Annotated in this window: 19 protein-coding genes and 1 pseudogene; all 20 read right to left on the reverse strand. The window is 36.9% G+C overall.

The features are described from left to right. Positions 1-154 precede the first annotated feature (154 nt). The 20 genes and pseudogenes from xerC to HMPREF2731_RS01095 all read right to left on the reverse strand — a co-directional run bounded on the left by xerC (position 155) and on the right by HMPREF2731_RS01095 (position 19,392). The gene (xerC, locus tag HMPREF2731_RS01010; RefSeq protein ID WP_070872081.1) at positions 155-1,606 is read right to left on the reverse strand and encodes a site-specific integrase; all 1,452 of its coding nucleotides are present in this window, start codon (positions 1,604-1,606) and stop codon (positions 155-157) included. Positions 1,607-1,632: 26 nt separating this feature from the next. Next, a complete protein-coding gene (locus HMPREF2731_RS01015) occupies positions 1,633-1,821 on the reverse strand; it encodes a helix-turn-helix domain-containing protein (protein WP_070872083.1) in 189 nt (62 codons plus the stop codon). A 131-nt stretch (positions 1,822-1,952) separates the two neighbouring features. After that, positions 1,953-2,105 (reverse strand): DUF3789 domain-containing protein, encoded by a 153-nt coding sequence (locus tag HMPREF2731_RS13950; protein ID WP_083325451.1) that lies wholly within the window; start codon positions 2,103-2,105, stop codon positions 1,953-1,955. A gap of 374 nt (positions 2,106-2,479) precedes the next feature. Then, a complete protein-coding gene (locus HMPREF2731_RS01020) occupies positions 2,480-2,716 on the reverse strand; it encodes a helix-turn-helix domain-containing protein (protein ID WP_176747847.1) in 237 nt (78 codons plus the stop codon). Beyond that, positions 2,703-3,134: a sigma-70 family RNA polymerase sigma factor gene (locus HMPREF2731_RS01025; protein WP_070872085.1), complete on the reverse strand. Its 432-nt coding sequence runs from the start codon at positions 3,132-3,134 to the stop codon at positions 2,703-2,705. The genes HMPREF2731_RS01020 and HMPREF2731_RS01025 overlap by 14 nt, the downstream gene beginning before the upstream one ends. A gap of 272 nt (positions 3,135-3,406) precedes the next feature. Next, complete coding sequence (locus HMPREF2731_RS13955) at positions 3,407-3,595, reverse strand: cysteine-rich KTR domain-containing protein (protein WP_083325453.1); 189 nt, start codon at positions 3,593-3,595, stop codon at positions 3,407-3,409. Between the two features lie 66 nt (positions 3,596-3,661). Further along, positions 3,662-4,879 (reverse strand): FprA family A-type flavoprotein, encoded by a 1,218-nt coding sequence (locus tag HMPREF2731_RS01035; RefSeq protein WP_141762850.1) that lies wholly within the window; start codon positions 4,877-4,879, stop codon positions 3,662-3,664. Positions 4,880-5,006: 127 nt separating this feature from the next. Beyond that, positions 5,007-5,465 (reverse strand): YdhK family protein, encoded by a 459-nt coding sequence (locus HMPREF2731_RS01040; RefSeq protein WP_070872091.1) that lies wholly within the window; start codon positions 5,463-5,465, stop codon positions 5,007-5,009. 64 nt (positions 5,466-5,529) lie between these two features. Further along, positions 5,530-5,856: an ArsR/SmtB family transcription factor gene (locus HMPREF2731_RS01045; protein ID WP_083325455.1), complete on the reverse strand. Its 327-nt coding sequence runs from the start codon at positions 5,854-5,856 to the stop codon at positions 5,530-5,532. A gap of 25 nt (positions 5,857-5,881) precedes the next feature. After that, positions 5,882-7,831, reverse strand: a complete 1,950-nt coding sequence (locus tag HMPREF2731_RS01050) for a heavy metal translocating P-type ATPase (protein ID WP_070872093.1) — start codon at positions 7,829-7,831, stop codon at positions 5,882-5,884. A gap of 236 nt (positions 7,832-8,067) precedes the next feature. After that, on the reverse strand, positions 8,068-8,262 hold the full coding sequence (locus HMPREF2731_RS01055; RefSeq protein WP_070872095.1) for a heavy-metal-associated domain-containing protein: 195 nt from the start codon (positions 8,260-8,262) through the stop codon (positions 8,068-8,070). A gap of 46 nt (positions 8,263-8,308) precedes the next feature. Next, positions 8,309-10,773, reverse strand: a pseudogene (locus HMPREF2731_RS01060) (heavy metal translocating P-type ATPase). A 25-nt stretch (positions 10,774-10,798) separates the two neighbouring features. Continuing rightward, complete coding sequence (locus tag HMPREF2731_RS01065; protein ID WP_070872097.1) at positions 10,799-11,200, reverse strand: BlaI/MecI/CopY family transcriptional regulator; 402 nt, start codon at positions 11,198-11,200, stop codon at positions 10,799-10,801. 93 nt (positions 11,201-11,293) lie between these two features. Next, positions 11,294-11,599, reverse strand: a complete 306-nt coding sequence (locus HMPREF2731_RS15450; protein ID WP_371113393.1) for a glutaredoxin domain-containing protein — start codon at positions 11,597-11,599, stop codon at positions 11,294-11,296. Positions 11,600-11,694: 95 nt separating this feature from the next. Further along, on the reverse strand, positions 11,695-12,120 hold the full coding sequence (locus HMPREF2731_RS01070; RefSeq protein ID WP_141762853.1) for a CopY/TcrY family copper transport repressor: 426 nt from the start codon (positions 12,118-12,120) through the stop codon (positions 11,695-11,697). Between the two features lie 331 nt (positions 12,121-12,451). After that, positions 12,452-13,354, reverse strand: a complete 903-nt coding sequence (locus HMPREF2731_RS01075) for a conjugal transfer protein (RefSeq protein WP_070872101.1) — start codon at positions 13,352-13,354, stop codon at positions 12,452-12,454. 20 nt (positions 13,355-13,374) lie between these two features. Further along, the gene (locus HMPREF2731_RS01080; RefSeq protein WP_070872103.1) at positions 13,375-14,376 is read right to left on the reverse strand and encodes a bifunctional lytic transglycosylase/C40 family peptidase; all 1,002 of its coding nucleotides are present in this window, start codon (positions 14,374-14,376) and stop codon (positions 13,375-13,377) included. Beyond that, a complete protein-coding gene (locus HMPREF2731_RS01085; protein ID WP_331708945.1) occupies positions 14,373-16,565 on the reverse strand; it encodes a CD3337/EF1877 family mobilome membrane protein in 2,193 nt (730 codons plus the stop codon). Before HMPREF2731_RS01085 ends, HMPREF2731_RS01080 begins: the two co-directional genes overlap by 4 nt. Next, on the reverse strand, positions 16,566-19,013 hold the full coding sequence (locus tag HMPREF2731_RS01090; RefSeq protein ID WP_070872105.1) for a conjugal transfer ATPase TcpF: 2,448 nt from the start codon (positions 19,011-19,013) through the stop codon (positions 16,566-16,568). Continuing rightward, entirely contained in the window at positions 18,997-19,392 is a 396-nt protein-coding gene (locus tag HMPREF2731_RS01095; RefSeq protein WP_070872107.1) for a conjugal transfer protein, read from the reverse strand. Before HMPREF2731_RS01095 ends, HMPREF2731_RS01090 begins: the two co-directional genes overlap by 17 nt. Between the last annotated feature and the right edge of the window lie 77 nt (positions 19,393-19,469).

Below are 19,469 nucleotides of genomic sequence, written 5' to 3' on the forward strand. Positions count from 1 at the left end.
TTTACTTTTACACAATTATAAGGACTTTATCTGATTTTTTCATTTTTAATTTTGTGTTAGCGAAAGTTTTGCTAACAACCATTTTTTCAAATTAAAAATTTTAGCTTTTTTACGGAATTTGCTAACACTTTTTGTTAGCAAGAATCACAATCGCTTAATTGTTAGCAAGGTTAAGCATTTGTTGAAGCTGCTCTCTATTTTTTTCATCAGCCATAAATTCCATCAAGTTAGCTACGAAATTATCTTTTTCTGTTGAGCTAGTTTGTTTAACTGTCTCGTCAGATTCATTCAATGAATGATAAAATTTTTCGTCTAATTTTTTAGCATTTAAGCGCCTATCTTCATCAATGACTCTCGAATAAACATCCATTACCATTTCAGCTTCTGCGTGACCAGTGTCGCCTTGAACAGACTTAACGTCACCATTAGTCATTTTTAGTTTATAACCCGTGCTAAGGTGGCGTAAGCTATGAAATACGACCATTTCGAGATCATTTACTTCACATAGTGCTTGGAACCTATCACGAACGATACGGCTTTCAACAGGGTTTCCGTTATCTAAGGCAATTACTAAATCAAAGTTATTATAAGCCGTTCCTAAAAATTCCTTTAGTTCAGTTTGTTCATCTTTATAATTACGGAGCAAAAGAGAAACTGTTTTAGGAAGCCAAACCACTCGATTACTTGTTTCAGTTTTTGGTGTCTTCAATACTAATCGAGTAGTTGCATGGGGCTTTTGAGTAGGGAACACTTTGATAATATCTTTTTCTTTTAGCTTTTGCATAGCTTCTAAGGGTACTCTGCTGAGTTCCTTATTGATGATAACCCTAGCATTACCATCCTCAATGGCTTGGTCATCAATAATAATATCATCCCATGTCAGTCCAGTGATCTCACCGATTCTCATGGAGCAAGAGAAGGCTAAGTGCATACAGATAAGCAACAAATCATCATCGGCTACTGAAATAGCTTTTTTAAAAGTATCAATTGTCCAAACAGCACGTCTTTTTTTAGGCATCTTTGGCAATATAGCTAATGAAGCAGGGTTTCGCATCTTAGTATCTAAATATTCCCATAAGATAGCTTGATTTAATGCACAACGAATGATGTCATGAATCTTTTTAATGTTGGCTGGTTGAACGCATCTTCCTGTTGCTTTTCGATTAGACCGAGGTACCTCTGGAACACTTAATAAATCATTGTAATACTTAGAGAGATTTTTAGTTGTGATGTCACTTAACTTCCAGTTACCGATAATGGGCTTGATATAGTTGCTGATTGAAGATTTTTTGCTGCTAAAGGTATTTGCAGACCATTTTGAAACACCATAAATATTCACAAAAATATCGAGAAATTCGCTCAGAGTAATATCAGAATCAGGAGTGTCTAATTCCTTTTTAGCATCCTCAAGTTCCTTTTTGTATTGTTCGCTCAATGGAACGAGCGTGAGCCCATTTGTCTGCTGATAAAACTCGATAAAAGCTTTCCTAGCTTTCGCTTCCTTTTTTGTGTTGCAAGTTTCCCATTTTTGTTTTCTAATGTCATTGCCGTCTAAGTACCAGTAGACTATTGCAAATTTAGATTTTCGTTTTGTTATTGAAGCCATAATTTTCTCTCCTTAAATGTTTAAATTCATTGATTTAACCATCTATCGAAAGATTCTTTAGATACTCGTATGGCTCTTCCAGCTCTCACATAATGGAAAGCTCCAGACTTTGCTAACGCATATGCTGATTTCATGCTAATATCAAGCTGTTTGGCGATTTCATCTATTGTATAGGTCTTTTTTTGTTGCTCCTTGCTTATAGTCGCTTCTACCATAAATATTATAGACTCCTTTCGTGACAGGTAGAACAAAAGTAGACTTATTAACCTAACAATCTGATTATACTATAATCACGGAATGTGGGTAACAAGTCGGGTGTATTTTGCTCTGTAATACTCGCATTTTTTTAGTCTTTTTTACTATTCACAGATGATTTTTGTTTTTGAGTTGTTTGAAATTCTCGATCGGTTTGAGCAGCGATTTGGACAATACACATAATTGCTACACCAAATACACCACCAAGTAGAAAAAATAAAAAATTTGATAATAGACCAACCATTTTTTCACTCCTATCTTTTGTTCGTTATACATTTTTGATCTGCTTTTGGCAAAGCACACAGGCATTTCACCTCTCCCTGTAGTTAGCAGCAAGACACTTTTTCGAGTGTGAGTATCATTATGTTCCATTATTGTCATGGCACCTTAATTGTCGAAAATAAGGCTAGCATCAGATTTTTACCGCTCAATGCGAATCTGTGCGGCAGCTCGAATAATGGGGAAGGTTAATCAAAAATGTGTTATTCAGTTGTCAAAGATCAATGGCAATTACTTGCCTAATAAAATCCATAATTATTTATGAACTATGATAGAAAAGTAATTACTCAAATATTTAATTTCACCATGTACCACAATCACAGATACATGGTGACTTGGTTAATCCAACTTAAACCTCAAAATTGCAAGAACTAGTTTGGTTTCTAATTGTTTTTCTATCTCAGGATCAATTTGGCTACGAGAGTTTCCGTACTCATCAAATGTCTTCTTTTGAGAAAGTTTCCTCATGTATGGTCTAAAATGTTCAATTACTTGATTAATGGATTCCACATCTCCTTCTTTTGCATCAGCAAGAAGATGAAATGGGATCAGTTTGTATTTTCTAGTCTTCAACATCTTCATGTTCCTCCAGATAAATTCTTAGTTCATTCAACGCATTTACTTTGTGATAATGAATGGTGCTTTCAGATAAGCCCATTAAATCTGCGATTGCTACATTGGTTAAGTGAAGAAAGTAGGAAAGTAAAACAATATCTTGCTTTTGTTTAGATAGTGAAGTAATTGCTTGAGCAATCAGGAAATCCTTTATAAGAACATCATTTTCGATTGTAGGAAAATGAAAATAATCAGAACTATATTCATCAGAAATGCTAAACCTCGCTAGCTGTTCGTCAGTAAGAGTGTCTAATGAAACAAATAAGCTATTATGGAACTTCTCAGAAGTATAGATATCTCGGGCAAAATTTCTTAGAACTGTTTTACAATAACTATCAAATTGATGCTCTATATTTTTTTCGTGATTCAAAGATTTCATTTGAGATTCACCTCCTTTCCAAACGTAAAGGGCAGTCCTAAATCCCTTTCACTCCTATCACGATTGGTAGAAGGTGAATCTTCGATAAAATCGAAAAAAAAATAAAAAAAGCACAATTTTATCCGAAGACAAAAATGTGCTAAGAGCAATGTGATTAAATTGAGTGATAAAGTAATTAAATTAGTCATGATCGAACCTCTTGAAGCTGATGCCTAACTAATGAAATAAAAAACCGAAAAAAGCCGATAACTTAAAGGATATGCTCCTTCTTGTTATCGGCTCTGCGTCTTGGCGTCTGGCTCATTAATGATTGTTATTTTGTATGAATCAACATTTATAATTTTCTCTTGTTTACATTTTGGGCAATATAAAGGGAAATACACTAATGTTGTTTTCTTTAATATTTTAGTTCTAGTCTTAGATTCACAAATTGGACATAGAATCCATATAGATTCTGTCAATAATTTTTCCTCCAATACTTATTCCTTTAACAAATGAGCAATAAAATATGCTGTAAGTTATTCAACCTATCTTTCCTCTCCTAAAGAATCCATGATACTATGTGCAAGTTCGTCTAGTTTTTTTACATCTGCTTCTTTCACTGATGAATTAATCTCAACGGGTGCTCCCACTATTGTAAAGTTTTCTTCATTACCAAAGTAATCTAGCATAATTTCTAAAGCTGATCCACCCCAACTGAAATTCCGAATAAAAGATAGCTTACGATTCTTGATATCGAGCTTAAGAGCTTCTCTAATGACGTTGTCCATCTTTAGAAACAGGCTCGTATTGTAATTAGGTGAAGCAAAAACAATATTAGAATACCTAAACATATCAGCCATGATATAGGAAGGATCAATTCTTGAAATATCATGAGTTTTGATATTTTTTACACCTTTTTCGGAAAGTTTCCCAGCTAAAATATCCACTGCATTTTCCGTATTACCATACATTGAACCAAAGAGAACTAGGACACTTTTTTCTTCAGGTTCATAGCTTGCCCACTTGGAATAAGCAGCCATAATTTTATGAATAGTCGTATCTGAATTATAGAGAGGTCCATGAAGAGGTAAAATCATCTGAATTTCTAAATCTTTCAGCTTTTTAAGTGCCATTAAGACATTTGCACCAAACCGTCCAACAATGTTTACATAATAGCGGCGGGCTTCCTCAAAAATTCTCCCTTCAAAATCCAAATCGTTAGTGAATAAATTGCCATCAATCGAAGCAAATGTTCCAAAAGCATCGGCTGAAAAAAGCAGTTTATTGGTTTGTTCGTAAGACATCATCACCTCTGGCCAATGAACACCCGGTGTCATCACAAAAGACAAGTTATGTGTACCTAGATTTAACTCATCACCTTCTTTAACAAACAAGTAATTATCCTGTGCCTGAATAGGATAAAATTGTTCAAGCAACCGGAAGGTCATCTCGTTTCCAACTAGTTTAACTTTCGGATACCGTCTCACGATTTCTTCCATATTCGCGCAATGATCAGGTTCCATATGATGAATAACTAAATAATCCAGCTCTCTCCCTTGTAGTGCTGCTTCAATATTTTGTAAAAATATTGCTGAGACTGATGAATCGACAGTATCCATCAATGCTGTCTTTTCATCTAAAATCACATATGAATTATAGGATACCCCATTTGTGACAGGGAACAGATTTTCAAAAAGTGCTAACCGCCTATCTGAGGAACCAACCCAATAAATATTCTCTATTACTTTTCTACTATTTTCCAATTCTTTTTCTCCTTTATTACTGGCTAATCCAACTTGCATTTGAAGTATTTACTGGAATGAAATCTAGAAATTTACTTTAAAAAAATTTCATTCCAGATCACTTCTCCATTGAATCTTTAGAGTATTTTCAAACGGTGCCTCTGATTTCACTCTCGCTGACCCATTTATGATTTTCAATTACTTCTCCTGTTTCGGTCGAAATATAATCCACCATATAGATAGGTTCATCTATAACTTCGTCAACAGTAGCAGTTGCACCGTCCATTCCTGACATATGATCTGTCTGAATCACTATGGTATCCCCAACTTGAATAGCAGGACTATTTTCTTTTGTTTCTTCTTGAATGACCCATCTGTGATTTTCCATTACCATTCCAGAATCAGTATCTATGTAGGTAACCGCATAGGAGTGTGTATCAAACACACCAACTACTGTGGCCTCTGCACCAATCATATCTTGCATATGATCTGAATCTAAAATCACTTTTGTACCTAAAGGATATTTAGGATGCTGCGCTGTTTTGATTCCTTCTGGTAATTTCCCGCTTGTATCGTGAGTCATTTGATGATTTTTATGATGTTCCATAAGTAAAGACCTCCGTATTTTTTTATATTTCAATTTTTCTAATTGTAGACCATGCAATAATTTTTTATTTTTCACAATTTTCTTTGCCATGAGCAATGGCTAAATCAATAATTGATTCGATATGTTTATCATAAATAGAATACAGTTGATTCCGTCCTATTTTCTTTGAACAGACAAATTTCATTTCCTTTAGTATTGCTAATTGATGTGAAACTGCGGATTGAGATTCCGCAATTTCATTCTCTAATTCCTTTACAGTTCGTTTTCGAATCGTCAATAACAATAATATTTTTAGCCGAATCTTGTTCTTTAGCACATGGAATAGGGCAATTCCGCGATCAATGGCTTCTTCCGTTGGATATAGTTTTACGTCAACAGTTATGGCGTCCATTCCAAATCACTCTCCTAACTTTCTACTATAAAAATTTCTTAGGAGTCCGCAACATTCTTAAAGCATTTAAGATAACTACGATTGTACTACCTTCATGCATGATTACACCGAAGGTAATATCCATTTTGCCTAGGAAATTCAAGCTAACTAATGACACCACAACAAACATGGAGAAGAAAATATTTTGCCAAGTAACTTTATCCATTTTTTTACTTAATTTATGGGCATAAACCAATTTGGATAAATCATTTTTCATTAGAACTAAATCCGCTACGTCCATCGCAACATCGGTCCCATCACCCATAGCAACACCTACATCCGCTGTCACAAGTGCTGGTGCATCATTGATTCCATCGCCTAACATTCCTGTTGAACCATATTTACGTTGTTGTTCTTGAACAATGCTTGCTTTATCCTCAGGCATTACATTTGCAGCCACTTCATTAACGCCGATTTGTCTGCCAACAGCTTCACCAGTTAATTTTGCATCACCAGTAATCATTGTTGTATGAAGACCAGCACCTTTGAAATAGGAAATAGCATTTTTCGCATATTGATTCGGAACATCCATCAAAGCAATCAATCCAATCACGTGTTCGTCCTTACCAACATACACAACGGTTTTACCTTCAGAGGACAATTCTTTTTCTTGATTTCTGTAGACAAAGGACACATTTTTAAAGGAAGAAGGCTTCCCAATACGGTAAGTATTTCCTTGATAAATTGTTGACAAGCCACGTCCAACTTCATTTTCCACAGCTATTTCAACTGTTCTGCGATCAGGAAATTTATTGATAATTGCTGTTGCCAATGGATGATTCGATTGTTTTTCCATGGCGACAACTAAATCAACTAATGCTGCTTCATCTAAACTTTTTTCAAAGGAATAATCTGTGACAACTGGTTTACCATTTGTCAGCGTTCCAGTTTTATCAAATGAGATGGCTTTTAAGTCTTGTAGTTTAGAGAGGTAGGCACCGCCTTTAACTAGCACACCTTTTTTAGATAAATTGGAGATTGTCGCTAAAGTCGTTGGCACCGCACTGGCTGCTAAAGCACAAGGAGAAACTGAAATCAGATAGACCATACTTCTATAAAGGCTTAACTCCCAAGACCAACCAAAGATATATGGGCCAGCTAGTAATACTAATGGGAATAACGCTAAAACAATCGTGACATATTTTGGTTCCAAGCGTTGAATCAAGGTCGCTGTTTTCGTTAAACTTTTTTGTGATTGGTTGACCATTTGCAAGATTTTTGAAAAGACTGTTTCTGAACTATCTTTCGTGACTTCCATGGTGAAGGTACCAGCTCCATTAATCGTACTGCCAAATACTTCATCACCAATTGTTTTTTCTTTTGGAATACTTTCGCCATTAATTGAAGATTCATCAATGGCAGTAGTACCACTCAACACAACACCATCTGTGGGAACTTGGGCACCGTTTAAAACTTGTAACGTGTCACCAACTTTGACTTGATCAACAGGCACCACTTTCGTTGTACCATCAGGATATAGAATTCGTGCTTCTGTTGGATTCATGTTTAATAGATTTGTAATTTCTCGTTTGCTCTTGCCATCAACATATTCTTCAAGGAAATGGGCTCCTGCAAAAATGACAATCAACATAGCCGCTTCTTCAAAGTTACCAATCGCAATGGCACCAGCTGTGGCTAAAGCCATTAGGAAATGGACGTTAGGTTGGAATTTTTTAGCTGCAATAGAATTTCTAAAAGTATCACCAATGCCTTCCAAAATGATATGATAGCCCGCTGTGACAACAGAGATCAAAAAGGCAATGGCTGCGTATAGTTCATTATTTCCTTCAAGAAGAAATCCCGCAATAAAAGCTGCGACTCCTACAAAGAACATAATTGTTGTAAATTTGCCGCTATGACTGTGATCGTGGTTATGTTCCTCATGCTCGTGATCATGTCCGTCGTGTGCGTGAACATCTAAGTTTGTTTTTTCCATCTTAAAACTTCCTTTCTGGTTTAGAAGATATCACATGAATATATATTCATATGTACAAGAAGAATTATATATGAAAGTTCATTCATATGTCAACAATTTTTATTTATTTTTTTAAAATGGAAAAAACATTGGCTTAAAAGAGTTTTACACATTGTAAGATAGAGGAAAACAAAAAAGAGTGGATCGCTCCACTCTTAATTTGCAAGATATTCGATTTTTCAAAATTCATGTTCAGACTATTTTATAGCGTATTTGGTTTCCTTTAAAGAATCTGTCAGTTCTTGTTCATTGAAATTTCCACTAACTGTAGCCGTCTTTGTGTCGACATCCACTTCAACAGATTCAACTCCAGCAACTTTTCCAAATTGTTCTTTTATAGTATTTGCGCATCCTTGGCATTTTAATCCTTCGATTTCATAACTTTTGTTCATCTTGATCGCTTCTTTCTTTATTTTTTAATTTTATTACCAAATTAAATTATGCTTTAGCTTTTGATGGTTTAAATCTCTTCAAGCGTAAAGCGTTTAGGAGCACGGAAACGGAACTAAAACTCATTGCAGCCCCAGCTAACATTGGGTTCAATAGTGGCCCACCAAATAAGTGTAATATTCCCATAGCCACTGGAATACCTAGAACATTATAAGCAAAGGCCCAGAACAAATTTTCTTTAATATTTTTGATGGTTGCTCGACTTAATTCAATAGCCGTTGGCACATCCATTAAATCACTGCGCATTAACACAATATCAGCAGATTCAATGGCAACGTCAGTTCCTGAACCGATAGCAATGCCGACATTGGCTTGAGCAAGGGCAGGGGCATCATTGATACCATCACCAACCATAGCGACTTTCAAACCTTCCGCTTGTAAATTAGACACTTCATTGGCTTTATCTTCTGGTAACACTTCGCTGAAGACTCGATCAATACCGACCTGTTTAGCAATCGCTTCGGCAGTCCGCTTGTTGTCGCCAGTAATCATGGCAACTTGAATCCCCATTTGATGTAATTTTTCAATTGCTGCAACACTATTTTCTTTAATTGTATCTGCTACTGCAACAACTCCAATTAGTTTACCGTCTGAGGCAATAAACATGGGTGTCTTTCCTTCAGAAGCTAATCTATCTGATGCAACGACAGCATCAAAGAGTTCAATGTTTTGTTCACTCATCAATTTTTGATTGCCTAGAAGGGCAGTTTTCCTATCAATTGTTACTTCAATCCCATGACCCGGAATTGCTTTAAAATTAGTGTACTCTTTCAGTGTGTAACCTTTTTCTTTCGCTCCTTCGACAATTGCTTCTCCTAATGGATGTTCAGAGCCCATTTCTCCAGAAGCAGCAATCGTCAATACAGCTTCATCATCATAGCCATTGTAAGCAAGAATATCTGTCACAACGGGTTTTCCCTCAGTGATTGTGCCTGTTTTATCAAAGACAATGGTTTGAATTTTATGTGCTGATTCCAATGCGTCACCGCCTTTTATGAGCACACCATTTTCAGCGCCTTTACCAGTTCCCACCATAATAGCTGTAGGGGTTGCTAACCCAAGAGCACAAGGGCAGGCAATGACTAAGACAGAAATCGTAATTGTTAAGGCAAAAATCCAAGATTCTTGACCTAAAAAGAACCAAGCCAGTCCTGCTAAAATCGCCAGACCAATCACTATGGGTACAAACACACCAGAAACTTTATCGGCCATTTTTGCAATTGGGGCTTTAGAACCTTGCGCATCTTCCACTAACTTGATAATTTGTGATAGAGTTGTATCTTTTCCTACTTTAGTGGCTTTAAAACGAAACGTCCCGTTTTTATTGATACTGGCTCCAATAACTGAATCTCCTATGTGTTTTTCAATTGGTAAACTTTCACCAGTAATCATCGATTCATCAATTGCTGAACTGCCTTCAATAACAATACCGTCAACTGGGATTTTTTCACCAGGGCGTACTACGACAATATCTTCTGTGACAACATTCTCTAAACCAACTTTAACTTCTTCGCCGTTACGAATAACTCGAGCCGTTTTGGGAGCCAAACCCATCAACTTTTTGATTGCTTCCGAAGTTTTTCCTTTAGACACTGCTTCAAAATATTTTCCTAATGTAATTAGAGTTAAGATAACGGCCGCACTCTCATAATACAAATTCATGGCAAAGTGAGTGTTCCCTTGATAAATCAGAGCGGTACCATATAAACTATAAGCAACTGCTGCACTTGTACCTAAAGCAACTAAAGAATCCATATTTGGATGGCCTTTGAACAAGGCTTTAAAACCAACTTGGAAGAATGAACGACCTAAACTGGCAACGTTAAAACTAACTGAACTGTCGCAAAGGCTTCTGGATGCATCATTGGATTGATGATTTCTGGTATAGGCAAACCAATCATTTCTCCCATGGCAATATATAAAACAGGAATCGTAAATACAGCAGAAATCCAGAAACGGCGCCACATATTTTTGATATGAGCTTGTTTTTTTGCAGCTTGATCTTCTGTAGCATCGGAAGAGTCAATACTGACCTTAGCATCGTAACCAGCGTCTTGAACAGCACGAATAATGTCATCGGTGTTAAGTGAACTTGTATCAAAATGGACACTCATCTTTTCTGAAGCCAGATTAACACTAGCACTTTGGACGGCATCTAGTTTATTTACAGATTTTTCGATGGTTTGAGCACAAGAGGCACAAGTCATACCTTCGATATCAAAGGTCACACCTGAGTCTTCTTTGATTGTTTTCGCTTTGTAACCTGTGTGATCAACAGCATTCTCGATATCTTTTTCAGAAATCGTTGCCCCATCAAAGGCTACTAGCATTTTTTCTGTCGCCAAATTGACGGATACTGACTGAACGCCTTTCATTTTTTGGACGGCACCTTCAATCGTCTGCGCACAAGAAGCACAAGTCATACCGTCTATTAAAAAAGTTTCATTCATCATCTTTCGTTTCCCCCTAGAATCGTTTTTATAAGCAGTTACAAGTGATCTCGATTTCTGCTGACTGCTTTTTTTCTTTTAAGCAATGTTCTAACTCTTCAATATTTTTGTTGCTCAACTTAGTTCTTTCAATGAGTTGTAAAATAGCCTTTGGTAGTTGTAGAGCACAAATCCCCTCAGAAAATTCGTTTGTGATTCCACCTAAAGCTTCCTCTTCGGAAATAGTTGGATAGTAGAAGTAGGTTCTTCCTCGAACTACTACATACAAAATTTTCTTATTCAACAACCTAGAAAGTAATGTTTTTACTGTCGTTTTTTTCCAAGTCAACTTTTTGTCGTTGGAAATATAATCAAAAATTTGATTACTGGATAACCCCGGCGTTGACCAGAGAATCCTCATAACTTGCCATTCCGATTTTGCAATGTTCATATTTCCACCTCTTCGTTTACAATTGTAAACATTGATTACAAGAAGCACTTTACTATTTCCGTTTACAATTGTCAACGGGAAAGTTTAAAAAAATTAACTCGTCTGTTTAACGAGTTGTTCAATCTTATTTCGGTTTGCGTCAAATCCAATCAAAACTTTTCTATTTTGAAATAGACTGCGTTTCTTAAAAACCAATCCAGGTACAATTTTACTACCTGTGACAGCTACCATGTTTTTTTCATCCTCAGGAGTCTTTACTTCAAATAATTGGTGAGGGATGTGATAGTTGCTTAAATATTTTTTCAAATTTTGGCAATCTGAACACAAGGGACGTGTGTAAATAGTTAACCGATAAGTAGACATTTTATTCAACCTCAATTCATTTACATTTGTAACCATGAATATAATGTATCACTATCGTTTACATTTGTAAACGATAAAACCTAAAAAAACTACTGTTAAGAAATTTCTCAACAGTAGTTTTCTATTTTTGTTTAACAATTACATTGGTCTGGCAGGCAATTACATTGAATAATTGTAGCAGGTGATTTTTCTGTTAATTGTTGTTGAATCAAATCAATATCTTCTTGCGTCAACTCATATTGTTGAACGATATCAGCAATTGTAGTACCAACTTTCTTGGCACAAATCTTTGAAAATAGGTCTTCTGTTACGACATCAATCGTATGCTCTTCAGATATTAGAGGTGTGTAAATGAATTTTTTCCCATTTTTTCTAGTTTCCAATGCTTGTTTATCGACCAAGCGACGTAGCAGGGTTTTCACTGTGGCAGTCTTCCAATCCATAGCATTTCCTAGAGCATTTAAAATGTCTTGTGCTGTTGCACTTCCCAATGTCCAGATGACTCGCATCACTTCCCATTCAGAATCACTAATCCGTATTTTATTTTCGTAAGTCATTTCCAAGTGGAACACTTCTTTCATTTTTATTTACCTAAAGTTTACAACAGTAGACAAAAAACAGATAGCTAGGTGCTCAACTTTTTTAATAGTGGAGCTGCTGGTTATTCATTTAAGGATTGAAAAGGTGTTTACATGGTTAAAAATAGAAATACTAATCAAAAAAGTGCTACTAAAAAGATTTGACACCAAGTTCAGTCTATTCATTTCAAATTATTAGGGTAAAAATAATTATCAGAACATTAAAAGAGCTATTGTTAAGTTTCTATTTGGTAGTTTATCCAATGCTTAATCCCCCATAAATAAATAGTTCTTGGTGGTTATAATGTTATTATTTTATGATTTTCCAGTTATCATCTTTTTTTAGCGATAGATAATACTGTGCAAATTGGTTCATTTTCGTAGTTTGATCCAGATAATTCACAGTAAGAGTTGCAGTTATTTGATCTCCTTTTTTAGAATAAATAGAATCAGTTAGCTCCACGAATACATAGTCTTTATTGATAACAGGAAGCGCATCATCACTGACATAATAGGCCAGTTCACTTTCAGTTGCTTTTGGATATAGGGTGAAGAAGGTTTCTAAAAACTCGGTGATTTCTTCGGTTGTTGCGGCATCCACCGTCCCATCACTTTCAACTTTTTTAGGCGCATAATTAGATTTTGAGGAAGTCGCATCCATCGTTGGATTTTGGATGATGACCAGTTGATTTTGCTTGTCCGTATGAACGACTACATGATAACTAGATTTAACAGTCGATTGTTCTTCACCTTCTTTAATCTGTTGTTCAACTGAAAAGGTTACTTTTGTATCGTTGGTGTCAGGAACTTGATCCAGATGCCAAATTTGAACTTTTGTAACCTTGGAAGTTGTGGGACTATCTGAGCGAATCGCATCTGCATTTAATTGCTGCAAGTCTTCGGTGAAATAATTTTCTAGTTGTTTGGTACGCTGGTCAATGGCTTCTTGAGCAGGCGCCCAAGAGAAATAAACAGCCGCAAAATTTTCAACATAGCGCTCAATGGCATTGTTATCCACGATTTTTTGCTCAATAATTTCTTTTTCATGAACTGTGTGTTGATCAATCGCCGTAAAATTTTTATAAATTCCAAAACTCATACTGCCAATCAGCAATAGCCATAAGGCGAGGGTGAGCTTTTTATGTGTCCCAACTTTGATGGTTGGGATTTTTTTCTGTTTAGGTACTTTTTCTGTGGTCTTTTTAAAGAACATAGTAGGTAAATTCCTTTCCGTTAGTTGGTTACACGACCAGCGCCAATCAAATGAGCTTGCCAATAGCTATTCGATAAATCGGCATAACCGATAGGTGATCCTGCATGAAACATTTTATTGTTGCCTAAATAGATGCCAACGTGTGTGACATAATCGCTAGTACTGTAGGTTGAGTGGAAAAAGACAAGATCACCAGCTTTGGCATCAGCTAGAGATAGATGGCTGGAAGCATTGTATTGTGCTTGCGCAGTTCTTGGTAATGAAAGTCCAGCTTTACCAAAGCACCATTGAGTAAAGCCAGAACAATCAAAGGAAGTGGCAGGTGTTGAACCACCATACACATAGGGAAACCCTTCATATTTCAAAGCTTCATCCATGATGGCTTGGACTGTAGCATCATCAAATTGTGTGGGTGTTAAATATTGGGCAACCAAAAGATAATAAAATTGATTGCCGTAGTTATAGCGCCAACCGCCGTTGATTGGCACAGCAATTGGATTCGTGTAGGTGACTTTTACCCCTCCAGCTTTATCTTTAGAGAAGCTTTCTGCTAGTTCATAACTATATTTTTTTCCACGAGTTGCGACATAGTTTAAAAAACCGCCACCATAATTGTAAGATTGCACCACACTGTTGATATCACAACCTAATTGATTGGCAGAAGCCACAAGTTGGCTAAAATATTTGCAGCCTTGTTTAATGGATGCGTCAGTGGATAAACTATTTGGTGGCAACCCAAGAGATTCCGAGCTTTGCATCACATCTTCTGCGGTGCCACCAGACTCAACCTGAATGATTGCCAAAATATAATTGACATAGTCTTCAATACCAAATTCTTTACAGTATTTTTCAACTGTCGGCTTATGTTTCAAGACTTCGGCAGATACAGCTAAACCGCCAAGATCGGCAGTATTCTGATTGCTGCTGTCGTCTTCATCCGCAAAAACCACCACCATAAATAAGAGAAAGCCAAAAAAGAGGGAGAAAAGCAGGCTAGAAATTGCGAGAGATTTTAATTTCATTTTTTCTTCCTCCCTGTTTTAGCTGAATGAGTTATGGCTTTTTTTACAGTGGTTTTAGTAGTTCCTTGCTTTGCTTTTTTAGCGGCTACATTTTGTTGTAATGGTCTGCTTTGTTCACTCTTAGTCACAGGAGGTGATGGTTTCGTCTGTGCTACACGCTGATCTTTTATTGAATGATTGACAGGTTGTTTGGATTGATGCGGCAGTTTTTCTAAAGAGTCTTTATTGGTTGTTGCTGCAATGTTTTGCCGATTTTTGTTTGCAGTTCTAGAAACTGGTGAAACCGTTGGTTGGGGACGATTACTAGAAACTGGTGCATTTTTACGTTCTTTTTTCTCACTTGCTGGCACACTGCTTGGTGAGCGTGGATATTTTTTCTGTGGTTTTCTTTGTTGATCTTGTGCTAAACGCTGCTGGGCAATCGTTTGTCGCCGTTGTCTTGCAGGATGTATACGATCACGCTGAGATGTTTTATTCTCAACTTGGGCATCGGATTGTTGGCTATCCTTATTGGCTGTGACTAATTGCCGCTTACTTTTCAGTGTTGTATCTTTCTTTTGTGCTGCTGCACTATCTTTTTGTTGTAGTTGTTGATTTTCAGCTTCTTTTTTAGGCGTGGTGGAAGTTGGCTTTTGCGGCACACTAGAAGCTGGTTTCAATTGCCGTTTTTGTTCATTTTTTGGCGCTTGATTTTTCGGCGTGGTTTTCTTTTCTTCCTGTTTTTTCGTTTCTTGTTGTTTCGGTGCTGGTGTCGGCGTTTTCCGAGGATTCTTTGTGGGAGAATTTTTCCCTAACTGGCGTAAATTTCGTTGGAGTTTACGAGATTGTCGGTTCATAAACATTCGAGGTTTACGGAAGAAACGCCGTCCCATTGTTTGTGAGTCATTGCTCTGTAAGGCAAATAAGCTCATAATATCGCCTAATTTAAAATAGATACCGCCAAAGGTAACAATCTGTAAAAACATCGTCATGAAAAATGGCGTGGTGGCAGATAATGAGTACAACATGGTAGAAATACTAAAAGCTACCGTGATGATTAAAGTAATGCCAGCTCGTGCCATGATCGTATTGAACAATTTAGTGATGGCACGCTTGCCCATTCCATCAAAGCTTGGAATCATACTGAGTAAAAAACTGACTGGCAGAAACATGGCAAAAATGATAAATAAGACTTGTGAGAATATCATGATCCCTGTTAATAAAAAGACAAAAATGGAAATGCCGATATTAAAGAGAAATAAAAAGAACACCGTCCCTAAACGAGAAATGGTGTTGGTGATGGTCAAATTGGTATTGTCTTGGTCTTCGATTTCTTCAATGACTATCGTCTCTCGATCTTCGCCATTGTTCGTGGTTGGGCTAGTAGACAATAGATTCTCTATCCGATCTGCGCCTAAACTATCTACATCCGTGCTACCGTATTGCAACAATAACCACGGCTGCTTGACTTGAATCGAAAATAGACTATCACGGATCATATCAACACTATCTTTGCCTTTGGTTTCTGAATCAGGCATGACAATATTGGTGCCTACTTCCAAGCTGGCATTGCTGACATCCTTAGAAAAATCATTTATCCTGCCAATATAATCAGGCGCATAAGCAATAAAAGAAGCTGATAAAATAAAGACCACTACAAAATTCAAAATGGCACGAACCGCTTTTGTCGTTTCTCGTTTCAAAATTCCTGTATAGGCAACATAAATCCCTAGAATTAAAATCAAAATCAGTAAAAAGCCAACATAAAAGCCAGAGGAAGAAAATCCGCTGGGAGAAATGCCTGCGATTGTTTGAATGTTTTTACCAATGGCATCGGAGGTTTGGCTTATAAAATCTAAACTGTAGGCTTCTTGAATTAGATAGCCTGTGGCATTGGATAAATAAAGAGAAATCGTCCAAATAAAATTGGTAATGGCATATAAGCCATACATGACGGATTTTCCTAACCCATCTGTCCAGTTCCACGGCAGCCAATCCCATGAGTTATCCACATAGAAATCCAATTGATAATGTTCGAGTCCATACATCGAATATTCATTGTTGGCATTAATTGTTTCATCCACTAAGCCAGCAGCTTGAGCAATGGTACCGACACTTGCTAGGAATAAAATCAGTCCGACAATAATCAGAAAAATGAGAAACAGTCGTTTGATCCATTTGTGTGAAAAAAGGGCAGGGCGAGTCCTCATCTACTCCACCTCAATTCTCGGTGGACGTGTATCAAAGGCGTGAAGCAAGTCCTCAAAAATCGGATGAAATTGCATGACACCTACACGACCATAGAGATCAGAAATCAAACATTGCCCATTTTCTAAGTCACGCAATCGTTTTTGATTGGCTTCGTCTTCCTTGTCTACACCAAAAAATTCGAGTGTTTTCTTGATTTCCACCATATCAGTAGAGCGAAAAGCAAATTTCAATCCAATATTATTTTTCATTTTTTCATCCAGAAGGTCATCGGCATTTTGGGTAACGAAATAAACACCAGCGTTCATGGCACGACCAGCACGAACTAACTTCATAGATAAGGTTTTTCCTTGTGCCACTTGTAAGAAACTCCATGCTTCATCTAAATCTACGATTTTAAATATCGAGCGATCCGAATGGATAAAATCTAATGCAAAGGTACTAATGACAATTAACATTGCCACGCTCAATAATTCCATTGTGGTGTATTCTTCAAAAGAAGTATCAGAATCAGGCAATACCAAATCAGCAACTTGAATGATATTCAATTGTTTTTCTAAGCTAATGGACTGTTTGATGGTACCGTCACTAAATAATAAATGGGCAAAATCATAATCTACAAAACTCTCGATGTGATCGGCAATGCTTTGACTAATCGTGGTATTTTCTTTCCGTAGTTCATCAATGACCAGCAACAATCCTCGCTGCTCACTTTGTGTGACATTCCGAATGGCTTTTCGCAGCACAGGGAATCGTTCACTATCTCGACTAGAAATACCAGTGAGGAAGGTAAGAATATCAATGGCTAAACTCTCTGAATCCTTTTTGCGGTTTAAAATGACATAAGGATCAAGCAAGCCTTTATTTTCTGGTTCACTGGTTAGATTGACGATATTAATTTCATGGGCAATCTCTGGCAAGGTATCTTTCCAGCCGCCACGTTCTGCTTTTGGATCAACAATCACGGCTTGTCCACCAAATAGCACAGCGTAATAGACCAACATATTATTTGAAAAAGATTTTCCGCCACCAAGTGAGCCAATAAAAGCCGAAGCCAAGGCATTGGTTACAGAGCCTTTAACCCCTTGACTGGCAAGGCTTGGTTTTAAGTACACATTTCTTCCTGTATCAAGGTTGTAGCCTACATAGATGCCCTCGTGTTCACCGAGCATTTGGGTAGCGCCAAAACCAAGTCCAGCCAAAAAATCCGAAGTCACATATTGAATATAATCATTGATATACCGCTGACTCGCTGGTAAAAATTCATGATGTAGCCCCATCATATCGCCAAAAGGACGAACTAACTTAATTGAAAGATCATCGTAAAAATCTTTGACTTCATCACAACGGCGTTTGAGTTCTTCCTTGTCTTTAGCCGACACACGCACCACATAGCTGAGTTTATACATAGATTCTTTACTTTGGTCTAAGGTACTTTCTAATTCATTGACAGAATCCAAGGCATCTACCACATTGGTGCTGGTTTCATTGTCACTTTCCCAAGCATGACTATCTAAATCTTTCAATTCTTTTTTCTTATTTCGCACAGTGGTGAGGGCTTTTTTGTTGGCAACAATTTCTACATTCATGCTGGTATCAATTGGGAAGGTGAATTGTTGTTGCTGGTAATAAAAGATTTCACTGCTGGGAAAGTCCAATTCGCCAATAATAGAATTGATCGTAAAATAAGCCACATAGGTTGAGCTGTCTTCATGTTGGATATGCAGGAAGCGCTGATTTTCTTCAATCAAGCAGCGACTTGGTTTGAGTAAATCATATTTTTTCACAAGCACTTCTTTTTCTTTGTATCGCTTAGGTAAGTGGTATTCATATTCTTCATAGGCAATACCAGTCTGCCCATAAATATGTTCAATGATGTAGCCAAAATCATTTTTATCTAAGGCACGGACTTTAAACCGTCTGGAAATTTTATTTTCCAGCAAGTGTTCCATCTTAGAAAAACGATCAATTTCATCTTTTGGCATGGACACAAAATCCCCCATGAGTTTATGGTTCACACCATAGAAAAATTCTTGGATGGCTTTTTTGATCTCAGCGCCCATGTTTTTGACAGAGATTTCTTGTTCATTCAGTAAGAGTTTGAAGCCAATAAAAAAGCGATAGTCAACTTGATTGTCACCAATCATGGAAACTAACGCTTCGGTTTGTTCATCTATTTTGTTGTAAGCCACTTCTTTCAAACGACCTGTAACTTCTTTTTTGGATCGTTCTTGTGTGGCTCGAATACTGGATTCTGTAGCAAGCTGTAGCGCATGAATTTTGCCATCTCTATTTTGGGCAATCAGTTGACGAAAATTATCATGAACTTGATACTTTTCATCGGGACTCAAAAAACTGTAATTATAGGGAATCAATTCATAATACGCAAAACATTCCCCATCGTGGTTGAAGACTAAATTATCTTCAATGTATTTAATAGGATACGCCATAATGTCTTTCACTCCTTACAATCGTGATGGCTTCACGAACTCGTTTTTTGTGTAGCTTAACTTTTTTTCCTGCATAGGTCAGCTTAGTGCGCAGGGCATAAGTGATAACGGATTTTAAAAATCCATAAGGCTTCTTGCCATCAAAAGTTTTTTGACTCATAAACCATGTGAGTCCAACTGGTAGTCCAATATATTTGAGTAATGCCCCATCAACCAGTGACAACGGTGGAACATTACTAAAGAGGATCACGACAAATAGTGACACGATAAACCATGTCATTTGCGTAAAAGTAATTGGAAAGGGAAGTTGTAAGTCGTTAATGGCATAAATGACCTTTTCCACTGACCAAATGCTGGTGTAGCTTCTGATTTTTTTCATTGGATCATTCCTTTTTTAGATAATGAAAAAGGCAATCTACTTATAAAAATAAATCGCCTTATCTTCTTTTTTCATAA

Source organism: Enterococcus sp. HMSC072F02 (assembly GCF_001837725.1).
GTDB classification, from domain to species: domain Bacteria; phylum Bacillota; class Bacilli; order Lactobacillales; family Enterococcaceae; genus Enterococcus_B; species Enterococcus_B lactis.